The sequence below is a fragment of the Acidaminococcus sp. BV3L6 genome (assembly GCF_000468835.1).
GTDB lineage: Bacteria > Bacillota > Negativicutes > Acidaminococcales > Acidaminococcaceae > Acidaminococcus > Acidaminococcus intestini.
In genome coordinates, this window is sequence record NZ_AWUR01000025.1 from 62,218 (window position 1) to 72,684 (window position 10,467).

Sequence of the window (10,467 nt, forward strand, 5' to 3'; positions counted from 1 at the left end):
ATCATTGTTGCCGGATGTAGGAAAGGCCCCTCTTTCAAAACAGGGGCGGCGTGCTTGGGAAAATGAAAAGGCCCTGAAACGTAAGGCTTCTTTACGGGTTTTGTGAAAGAGGGGACAAGGCTTCGAAAAGAGCTAAGCAATCCTTACTCTTTTAGTGTGAGGGCACCGAACAAAAGAAACAGGGCTGGAACGATAATGGCCGAGTCGCCCATGGCTTTTGTGATGGCAAAGCCCCAAGCAGAGCCCAGACAGAAGATGCTGTTGATGAAGATGTAGAGCAGGGCTTTTTTGAGGGATCCTGTTTCATGGTCCTTCAGGTAGGCACTAAAGGCTTCGACGGTGCGCTTCATGTTGCCCATGACCATGATGCTCGTGTATTCATGGCCTTCGACGCGGTGGAAGGTCTGCATCTGAAGCCCTGAGGACAGGCCCAGGAGACAGAGTACAAGGCGGGTTGCGGCAAAACTATCCGGCATGAGGGCTGACAGGGTCATGAGGAGGCTCTGGAAAAGGAGAATGATCTTTTCGAACGTGACGAGGTCAGCCTGTCTATCCCTGAGCTGCTGGGAAAGGAAAAGGCCCAGCATATAGGAAAGAATGGGAAAGAGAAAGGTCAGGACGCCCAGAAAATGACCGCTTGCCATGACGTGACCGGAATAGATGATGTTTCCCGTCTGGGCAAAGGCAAATACACCGCCCCGGGCAAGAAAGCTGTAGGACGCACAGAAGCCGCCTACGGAAGTCATGATGAAAAGAAGGGGATAGGAATCCCGTCGCAGTCTTATGGAAAGACTGCCTCGCCCGCTTGCTGCCTTTGAAATCGTCGATGCCATCATACCCATGCTCCTTTTTATAGGTGCCTCGTACTATGGAAACGAGGCTTACAAATTTTTACGAAAAGTACGCTCTTTTTTGTGTTATAGTATAGAGTGAAAAGAGAAATTTGTATAATATATTTTATCTCTTGTGATATAAAATAAACCTATGGAATAAGGAGCCTGTCATGAACCTCATCCAACTGCGCTATTTCCAGGCTGTCTGCGCCTGCGGAAATTTGACCCAGGCGGCGCAGCAGCTCCATATTTCCCAGCCTTCCCTGTCGAGCGCCATCCAGACCCTTGAAAAGGAATTTGGCGTGGGGCTTTTTGTTCGCCAGTATCGCGGTGTAGAACTGACGGCAGAAGGCGAGCAGCTCCTCAAGCTGTCCCGTTCCCTTACGGAAAATGCCGATAAACTTGTGCGGATCATGCAGGACCTTGGTGCCGGCCGTCATATCCTGCGTCTTGGTGTGCCCCCTGTTTTAGGAGGCTGGCTTTTGCCCCGCCTTTATACCGATTTTTTTCGCCACCATGAGGAGCTCGGTTTGGAAATCATGGAAAAGCGGCGGGCGGTCATCAAGGAAGAGTTGGAACATGAACTTCTGGATCTTGCCTTCATTATTCATACACAGCCCGTATACAGTGGATTTGAGTCCCTTTTTGTCACGGACCTTGAATCAGGAGCCCTCGTCTCCCGAGCTCATCCCCTTGCAGGGGAAAAAGTCCTGCCTCTGGCAAACCTATCTGCGGAAAAACTGGTTCTTATGCCAGAACTTTTCTTTCAGTCCGAGCTTGTAGAGGAACGCTTCCGCAAAGCCGGTCAGGAACCTCAGATCCTTTGCCGCACGTCCCAGCTGTATACCATGATCCAGCTTGTGAAAAATGGCGGGGCCATGGGTGTTGGCTATAAGGAAATGTTTCTAGACGACCCTGACCTTTGCTTCCTTCCTTTTAAGGAACCGCTCAAGATTCACCTGAGCCTCATCTGGAAGAAGCACCAGTATGCGTCGGAAGGCATGAAGCAGCTCATTGCCTTTTTGAAAAATGGCAAGGCAAGTTCCTAAGGGAGCCCTTGATTCTACAGCCTTGCAACAAACTTGGAAGATAGGATATAATATTTGTTCGTAACCAAAAAGAAGAAAGGTCTGTCATTATGAGAACAAAAGAAGAACTTGCCGGTGTGACCGCTCTTGGCAGCGGCCATACGGAATATAAAAGTACCTATGATCCTTCGGTCCTGGAAGCTTTCCCCAATAAGCATGAGGAAGCGCCTTATCTGGTCAAGCTGAACTGCCCGGAATTTACAAGCCTTTGCCCGAAAACAGGCCAGCCTGATTTCGGCCGCGTTGTCATCAGCTATATCCCGGATCACAAACTGGTGGAAAGCAAATCCCTGAAACTCTATCTCTTTTCTTTCCGCAATAACGGAGACTTCCATGAAGACTGCGTCAATATCATTAAAAATGACCTAGTGGCTCTTCTTTCGCCGAAGTATCTGGAGGTTGCCGGTTATTTCAATCCTCGCGGCGGTATCAGTATCCTCCCTTTTGCCGTCTATTACCAGGACGAATATAAAGAAATGGCCCAGCGCAGAATGGAGGCCTTTGTCCATGAGTAAGAAAGCCCTTGTCCTGTCAAGTGGCGGTGTGGATTCAACGACCTGTGTATCCGTGGCGGTTCATGAATTGGGCCGGGAAAACGTTGCTACTGTTTCCATCTTTTATGGGCAGAAACATCGCAAGGAACTTGACGCAGCCCAGAAAGTGGCTGATTTTTATCATGTACCTCATTATGAACTGGATTTATCAAAGATCTTCCAGTATTCAAACTGCAGTCTCCTGTCCCATTCGACGGAAGAAATCATCCACGAAAGTTATGAGGACCAGATTGCCCAAAATGGGGAAGGCAAGGTATCGACCTATGTGCCGTTCCGTAATGGGCTGATGCTAAGTGCCGTTGCAAGCCTTGCCATGAGTCTTTTTGAAAAGGACGATGTGGATATTTACCTTGGCGCCCACGCCGATGATGCGGCAGGCAATGCTTATGCCGACTGCAGCGAGGCCTTTACGGATGCCATGGGGAAGGCCATTTCCATAGGAACCTATGAGCAGTGTCATTTGGTGGCGCCTTTTGTGGAAGTCAACAAGGCAGGCATCGTAAAAAAAGGCCTTGAATTGGGGACTCCTTATGAATTGACGTGGAGCTGCTACGAAGGCGGTGACCGTCCCTGCGGCACCTGCGGTACCTGTATCGACCGGGCGCGCGCCTTTGCGGCTAACGGTGTCCCGGATCCCGCATTGGAGGAAAAGTGATGTATACGGTAACAAAAAGGATGGAAGTGAGCGGTGCCCATGCACTCAGGCTTCCTTATGAAAGCAAATGTACCCGCCTTCACGGGCACAACTGGATCATTGAAGTGACCTGCCGCCGGGAAGAACTGGATGAAAATGGGATGGTCGTCGACTTCCATCATATCAAGGATGTGGTAAAAAAGCTCGACCATCAGAACCTCAATGCCATCCTGTCCATGAATCCGACGGCGGAAAACATTGCCAAGTGGATCCATGACCAGGTCCCATACTGTACCAAGGTCATGGTCCAGGAATCAGAAGGGAATGTGGCTGTTTATGAAGACTGAGCGATTCCCGGTTGTGGAGATTTTTGATTCCATCGATGGAGAAGGAAAGCGAACTGGCTATATGGCTACCTTTGTTCGCTTTGCTGGCTGCAACCTGCGCTGCTCCTACTGCGATACGGCCTACGCCTGGGACGCGTCACAGGCAAAGGAATGGCTGTCTGAAGACAATCTCTTCCAACAGATAACAGCCTATCCGTGGAAACGGGTGACCCTCACGGGCGGAGAACCGATGCTCCAGCCCATCGAGACCCTCTGCCGCCGTTTAGGGGATGCAGGTTATGAGGTCAATATTGAGACGAACGGCGCGGCAGCGCTCTTTTTGGATCGTCCGGACAGGCTTTTTTATACCATGGATATCAAGAGTCCCTCGTCCGGGGAAAAGGACCGCATGCGCTGGGAAAATCTTTCCCTCCTGACGGCAGACGACGTCTTGAAGTTTGTCGTCGGGTCCGTAGAGGACCTGCGCTATATGGAAACCATCCTTAGCACCTATTCCATCAAGGCCCAAATTTACGTATCCCCTGTTTTTGGTAAGATTGAGCCTGTGGCGTTGGTGGACTTTGTCAAACATCATCAGCTTTCCCGCGTCTGCGTCCAGGTTCAGCTCCACAAGGTGATCTGGGACCCCGAAGCACGGGGCGTGTAACAAGGAGAAAAGGAGACCCCAGTCATGACAGAAACGAATTCCAAATCCCGCCGTCAGTACTGGCAGGAACGGGCTGCCGCGGCCCGCAAAAAAGGCGGCGTCACGGAAGACCTTATCAAGGAATATATGATGGATCAGCAGCAGCAGTTCCTTAGCGTCCTTGAAGAAATTGGCATGCTTGGAAAAGCTGGCAATCTGCGCAAAGCCCTTCGGAAGATTCGCCGCGTTGTGGAAAGCGCCTTGCCGGAAAAAAATGACCAGCTCATTTCTAAGGCCCTTGATCATCCGCTGGAATACCTCGTCTATCCGATTTTCTTTGCCAAGGAATGTGAAGGAAAACGCTTTACGCCGGCACCGCTTCCCATTGGTCTTGGCTACCATCTGTGGGGCGGTATCCTTATGGACCTGGGAAAACCGGAAGACGCTTATAAACGCTTTGAGCAGAGCCTGATGTGGAGTCCTTTTTCCTACGCCAATTACTATCCCATGAATCGCATCCTTGAAGGGAAGGGAGACTTGTCTGGATGGCTCCAAAATATCCGCCGCGAATATGCACAGGCCATTTACCGCCGCAATCTCATGGAAGCCTATGGGGAGCTGGCCCGTTACTACCTTGTGACAAAGAAAACGGAAAAGGCGGCTGCCATTGCAGCCTATATGAAAGCCCATCCCATCCTTGATTCCCTGCCGTCTTATTGGGACAAAGCCATGGAGGACGCTATGAACGCCCTTTCCCCCGATAGCCTGCCGGCTTTTGACGAAGTGGTGAAGGACGCAGGCCTTGGTAAGGGACCTCATGAAAGCGCTGTAAAGGCCCTCGACGAAGTGGCTGAAAGAGCCCTTACCCTTCATAATGAGGATACGGCAGAACGGGTATATGCCTACCTCTATGACTTGACGCAGGACTCGAGCTACAAAGGAAAGGCAGCTCAGATCAAAAAGCACGATCACAGTCATGAAGGCTGCCACAATCACGATCACCATTATCCTCATAACAATGATGAGAAAGGAAAGAGTCATGAGTGACGATAAGCTGATTTATTTCCATAAATATGATCATCACGACGGAAAAGAGCTTCCAGAAGGACTTTTTCACGGCCATCACCATGACGGGGACTGTGACTGCGGCTGTGGTCATGATCATGATGTGGATGGATTCCATGCCCAGATCATGGGAAGCACGGAACCGGGCCTTTTCAGTGAAGACAGCTTTGACCCCGACGAAGTGGACAATGTGGTCTTGACCCTTTACAACGAATGCGTCGATGAACTGCTTGCCATTTCTGACCTTGTCGATAAAGGTAAACTGGAGAAGGCCTTGCGCCGGGTCCGCAGACTGACGGAAATGCACAGGGAATTTTATTCGGGGGAAGAAGATCTTGATGAACGGAGTCTTGCCCTTAACACGGAAGTCCCCATTTACCGCTGCCTCAAGGACCTGCGCGGCGAAAAGGATAACCTGCTCCTCATGCCTGTGCCCCTTCATGTCATGTATTTTATGTGGGGCATGATCCTTTATAAACTAGGAAAAGAGGAAGCCGCCATGAAAAAGTTCAAGTGGGCCTGCCGCCTCAATCCTTTCCATACACTCCCTTATGCCGCCATGAACCGTTACTACGAGAAACATGGCGATAGGAAAGCTTGGCTGGACAATATCCGTCGGGAAGGAAAAACCATCTATGCAGATGGGGTTACGGAAGCTTTTGCCGAATTGGGCCGCTATTTGGCTTTTGAAGGCCGGATTCCCGAAGCACGGGCTTGCTATGAGTATGTCCTTGACTGGAATGCCGAGACGGAACTTCCCGATGCCTTTACGAAGGAACTGGCCGACCTCCTTGACTCTACAGCTGAAGTGGCCGACTTTGACGATGTGTGTGCCGAGTTTGGCTTGGAACCCGGTGCCGACTCCGAAGTCCTTGAGGCCATGGAAAAGGCCATGAAGGTTGCGGAAAAACAAAATGATTATACATCATGGGAAGCTATCCAAGAAGGCCTGTTCCTACTCACTAAGGATGAATCCTATTTTGACAAGAAATGGCATGGCTCCGACGATGATTTCGATGACGATGAAATCTATGATGAGGAAACCGATGTGCCTCTTGTTCCCTTAGAAGATGAATTCGAAGACACCTGTGATGACGGTGAAAAGAAAGACAGGAAGAAGGGAAGCGGCCCTTCTGACGATGATGAAGGTCCTTTTTAAGAAAAGATAGGTGCACAATTAAAGAAGAGCTGCGAAAAAATGAAGTACTCATTTTTTCACAGCTCTTCTTTGTTATTCTCCAAAATAAAGGTGGCGGCAGATGGCATCCATGATTTTTTCTTCCCAGATGTAGTTGCCGCTGTAGGCCCCGGCACTTCGCGGGTCGTCATCTTCCGCTATGGCTTCGCCGTTCATGATGTAGAGGAAGCCGTTTTGGGTTCCTGGTACGACAAAGACGCCGGCTAGAAGGCCATAGGCTTCTCCCGTATGGCCCCATAGGTCAAGGACATGGTCCTTGACAACACGGCTTGTGCCCGTCCCTTTGATGGGGTACAGGGCAAGACCATAGCCTTCAATGGAACCGTTATAGGTGTCGCCATTTTTATGGGCCGCGGTATAGGTCCATTGAGGGGTCATCATTTCACGGACAAGGGAGGAAGAAAGGATGCGTTTGCCATTGAAGGTTCCCTTGTTGATGAGAAGGCGCAGGACATGGGAGAGCTCTTCGTAGGAAATACGCAGACCGCCTTGGGGCGCAAAGATGGTCCCGTTGGTTCCGACTTTGTAGCTAGAAAGGCTGTAGCCGCTTGGTGCAAGGGCAGGGCTCGGCTGGCGGCCCCTGAAATCATCGACTTGGGGAATCCAAGGTCCAAATTCGTTCCAGCTGCTTCCCCTGTTTTTTCGATAGACAGTTCCTAATTCCTTGAAAGCTGCTGGTGAAAGCGTGGCAGGAAAGAAGCTGGCTTCTGTTTCAAGGTCCGTAAGGATATGGCGCTTCATATAACGGTCGAAGCGTTCTCCCGTTACTTTTTCGATGATGGTTCCAAGGACACCGTAGTTGATGTTGGCATAGGTGAAATATGTTCCTGGCTGCTGCCATTTTGACGCAAAGTGGGAGGGATGGTAGTAGCTCGTGCCCGGTTTGAAATAATCCCGAATGGGAACCGATGGCGGCAGACTATAGGTCCTGCCATCACGCAGGCTCGACGTGTGGGAAAGGAGCATACGCACCGTTATGGGAACCGTGGGCGCGTTAGGATTGCGCAGGCTGTAGCCTAGATAGTGGCTGATATCCTCGTCGAGCTGAATCTTTCCTTCCTGGACAAGCTGCATGACGGCGAGGCCTGTCACGGTCTTTGATACGGAGGCAACGCGGAAGCGGGTGTTTCTTGTTACGGGTTCATCCTTTCCCCCGGAACTTGCCCCAATATGGCGGCGTCCAGCAAAATGGGAGTAGACCTCACGGCCATCTTTGAAGACAATGACGCCAAGGCCAGGGACTTTCGTTCCAGAATCTCCAATCATGCTGTCAAGTTCCTTGGTCAGGGCCGCTTTTGATTGGGCAGAAGGCATTCCTTTTTTAAGGCCTGCCGGTACTTTTTGCCCTGCCGTCTGATAGGAAGCTACTTTCTTTACCGTTTTTTTGGATGCTGCAGTGGCCTGTGCCGTGCCCAAGGGAGAAAAGGATAGGCTGACAAGGCCCAAAAGGCCGAGAACGAAGAGTTTTTTTGGATACCATGGGTTCTTCAATGAAAAACGGGCACCTTGCTGGAAAAGGGCCCGGACACCACCTTTCTTTTTTATCGGGAAAAATGCTTTTCCTTCATTATAACGAAGGCGGACGGCAAGGACAAGGAAAGGACAGGGAATTTTCCTTTTTTGACGCATATTTTTTATAAAAAAAGATACAAAAAATATGTATAAAATGATTGAAAAGGAGAAAATAAAAGGCATCAGGGTGTTTTTATTGACGGAATAAAGAGAAAGAATTATGCTTGATTTATCAAAATAAAGTGGGAGGCGTGTATTTTTATGAAGATAACAGCCATCAAATTGGGCAGAATTTCTGTGCCGCTGCGCGTTCCCTTCAAAACGGCTCTGCGTCGTGTTGATTCCGTAGAAGATATCATCGTTGAAGTGCATACGGACACGGGGGAAATTGGCTATGGAGAAGCGCCTCCAACCGGTGCCATTACGGGTGATACGACAGGAGCCATCATTGGCGCCATCACCGACCACATCCGTAAGGCCCTTGTGGGGCGTGATATCGATGATTTTGAGGACCTGACAACAGCTTTGGACGGTGCTGTTGTCAAAAACAGCAGTGCCAAAGCGGCTGTCGATATGGCCTTGTGGGATCTGTACGGACAAAAATATCAGATTCCCGTCTATAAACTGCTCGGTGGAGCTCGGAAAAAGATTATCACGGATATTACGATCAGCGTCAATCCACCGGAAGAGATGGCCCGTGATGCGGTAAATGCCATCAAGCGGGGTTATGATACCTTAAAGGTAAAGGTAGGGGTCGATCCAACTCTTGACGTAGCCAGGCTCAAAGCCATTCGTGACGCTGTAGGAAGCGCACCCCGCATTCGCATTGATGCCAATCAGGCTTGGGCTCCAAAAGAGGCTGTCCGTCTCCTGAACGAAATGCAGGAATCCGGATTAGCCATTGAACTTGTGGAGCAGCCGGTCAAGGCCCATGACCTAGAGGGACTGACGTATGTGACGGAACGCTCCTATGTGCCGGTCCTTGCCGATGAAAGCGTCTTCAGCGCTGAAGATGCCCTGAAAATCGTGGAAATGCGGGCAGCGGACCTCATCAATATCAAGCTCATGAAATGTGGTGGTTTGACAAGTGCCCTCAAGATTGCTGCCTTGGCGGAGATCTCTGGCATGGAATGCATGATTGGCTGTATGTTGGAGGCCAAAGTGAGTGTCAACGCGGCTGTGCATCTAGCCTGTGCCAAAAAAGTCATTACCCGCGTTGATCTTGATGGACCCGTCCTTTGCAGTGAAGATCCCATCGATGGCGGTGCCGTCTTCAACGAAAAGGAAATTACCGTTTCTGACGCACCGGGCCTCGGGATCAAGGGCATCCGCGGTTTGACTTATCTTGATGTGTGACGGCGCCTGGTTTTCCTGAAGGGAAGTGGATATAATGGTCATTACGAATGGTTTTATGTATATTGCTTTTCTTATGTGTTTGGCAGGGATTCTTCTTGCCCTTGAAAAATACACAAAATGGAAGATTTTCAATGTCGTGCCGCCCCTTGTCTGGATCTATGTCCTCAATATGATTTTCTGCACCTTGGGTCTCTACCATTCCAAAGAAGTTTCCGCTGCCTATAAAGCGCTGAAGAACAATCTCCTGTATGCTATGATTTTTGTCATGCTCCTGCGCTGCGATTTCCGGAAACTTGCCAAGTTAGGCGGGCGCATGGTGGCCATCTTTCTTGGCTGCTCCCTCACGCTTTTTGTCGGGTTTATTGTTGGGTACCCCATTTTCAAGGGCTCTCTTGGCAGTGACACGTGGGGTGCTGTAGCTGCCCTGTATGCCTCTTGGGTTGGCGGTTCTGCCAATATGGCAGCCATGCAGGCTGCCCTTCCCGTAGACGCCGGCGCTTACAGCTGCGCACTCGCCCTTGATACGGTCTGCTATTCCGTTTGGATTGCCTTGCTGCTGCTCATGGTCCGCTATGCTTCCAAGTGGAACAATGCTGTAAAGGCCGATACGTCAAAGCTTCAGGCTGTAGCCGATGCCGCTGCGGCGGAAGTGGCAAAGGAAAAGAAACAGGCTGGCGGTGCGGACTGGATCTTCCTCATTGGACTTTCCCTTATTGTCTCTGCCATTTCCCAATATGTAGGGGCTTCCCTCAACGGGGCACTTAGGGATGTTGGTCTTGCGATGTTCGATAAAGGGTCCATGACGACCCTTTTTGTAACGGTCCTGGGCCTTGTCTGCGCCATGACGCCTCTTGGCAAGGTGCCGGCTGTAGAGGAACTTTCCAGCGTTTATCTGTATGCAGTTGTTTCCCTTCTTGCTTCGACGGCTTCTGTAACGGATCTTCTGGCAGCTCCTATGTGGGTGGTCTATGGGTTCTTTATCCTAGCCGTTCATGTGATCCTTATGTTCTTTTTGTCAAAACTTTTTCATTGGGATCTGTGCATGGTCTCTACAGCATCCCTTGCTAATATTGGCGGGGCGGCTTCTGCTCCGATTGTGGCTTCTGCCTATGATGCCTCCTATGCAGGCATTGGGGTCCTTATGGGCGTCTTAGGGGCTGCTGTTGGGAATTTTGCCGGCATGATCTGCGGCGCTATCCTTAAGATGATGTAATTCATTTCAAACGGGGCTGTCTATTAGGCAGCCCTCTCTTTT

Annotated in this window: 11 protein-coding genes; 9 read left to right on the top strand and 2 right to left on the bottom strand. The window is 50.3% G+C overall.

What is annotated here, in order from left to right; genetic code table 11:
- Window positions 1–143: 143 nt before the first annotated feature.
- Entirely contained in the window at window positions 144–836 is a 693-nt protein-coding gene (locus HMPREF1246_RS05310; RefSeq protein WP_009014911.1) for a YoaK family protein, read from the bottom strand.
- A gap of 167 nt (window positions 837–1,003) precedes the next feature.
- Here HMPREF1246_RS05310 and HMPREF1246_RS05315 point away from each other — a divergent pair, with 167 nt between their 5' ends.
- The 7 genes from HMPREF1246_RS05315 to HMPREF1246_RS05345 all read left to right on the top strand — a co-directional run bounded on the left by HMPREF1246_RS05315 (window position 1,004) and on the right by HMPREF1246_RS05345 (window position 6,305).
- Window positions 1,004–1,882, top strand: coding sequence for a LysR family transcriptional regulator (locus tag HMPREF1246_RS05315; protein WP_009014910.1), 879 nt, complete (start codon window positions 1,004–1,006; stop codon window positions 1,880–1,882).
- 89 nt (window positions 1,883–1,971) lie between these two features.
- Entirely contained in the window at window positions 1,972–2,436 is a 465-nt protein-coding gene (gene queF, locus HMPREF1246_RS05320; RefSeq protein ID WP_009014909.1) for a preQ(1) synthase, read from the top strand.
- Window positions 2,429–3,130, top strand: a complete 702-nt coding sequence (queC, locus tag HMPREF1246_RS05325; protein ID WP_009014908.1) for a 7-cyano-7-deazaguanine synthase QueC — start codon at window positions 2,429–2,431, stop codon at window positions 3,128–3,130. Before queF ends, queC begins: the two co-directional genes overlap by 8 nt.
- Window positions 3,130–3,456 (top strand): 6-carboxytetrahydropterin synthase QueD, encoded by a 327-nt coding sequence (gene queD, locus HMPREF1246_RS05330; protein ID WP_014128161.1) that lies wholly within the window; start codon window positions 3,130–3,132, stop codon window positions 3,454–3,456. The genes queC and queD overlap by 1 nt, the downstream gene beginning before the upstream one ends.
- Window positions 3,434–4,102, top strand: coding sequence for a putative 7-carboxy-7-deazaguanine synthase QueE (gene queE, locus HMPREF1246_RS05335; RefSeq protein WP_021736920.1), 669 nt, complete (start codon window positions 3,434–3,436; stop codon window positions 4,100–4,102). Before queD ends, queE begins: the two co-directional genes overlap by 23 nt.
- A gap of 24 nt (window positions 4,103–4,126) precedes the next feature.
- Complete coding sequence (locus tag HMPREF1246_RS05340; RefSeq protein WP_021736890.1) at window positions 4,127–5,128, top strand: hypothetical protein; 1,002 nt, start codon at window positions 4,127–4,129, stop codon at window positions 5,126–5,128.
- Window positions 5,058–6,305: a hypothetical protein gene (locus HMPREF1246_RS05345; RefSeq protein ID WP_231368245.1), complete on the top strand. Its 1,248-nt coding sequence runs from the start codon at window positions 5,058–5,060 to the stop codon at window positions 6,303–6,305. The genes HMPREF1246_RS05340 and HMPREF1246_RS05345 overlap by 71 nt, the downstream gene beginning before the upstream one ends.
- 72 nt (window positions 6,306–6,377) lie before the next feature.
- On the opposite strand, the gene HMPREF1246_RS05350 is transcribed toward HMPREF1246_RS05345, so the two are convergent.
- Window positions 6,378–7,973 carry a serine hydrolase gene (locus HMPREF1246_RS05350; RefSeq protein ID WP_196800422.1) on the bottom strand — a complete coding sequence of 532 codons (1,596 nt, stop codon included), beginning with the start codon at window positions 7,971–7,973 and terminating at the stop codon, window positions 6,378–6,380.
- 144 nt (window positions 7,974–8,117) lie between these two features.
- Between HMPREF1246_RS05350 and HMPREF1246_RS05355 the strand changes: the two genes are divergently transcribed.
- Together HMPREF1246_RS05355 and HMPREF1246_RS05360 are read left to right on the top strand one after the other, a co-directional pair.
- Entirely contained in the window at window positions 8,118–9,212 is a 1,095-nt protein-coding gene (locus HMPREF1246_RS05355; RefSeq protein ID WP_021736915.1) for a dipeptide epimerase, read from the top strand.
- A 34-nt stretch (window positions 9,213–9,246) separates the two neighbouring features.
- Entirely contained in the window at window positions 9,247–10,425 is a 1,179-nt protein-coding gene (locus tag HMPREF1246_RS05360; RefSeq protein ID WP_009014901.1) for a DUF819 family protein, read from the top strand.
- Window positions 10,426–10,467 lie beyond the last annotated feature (42 nt).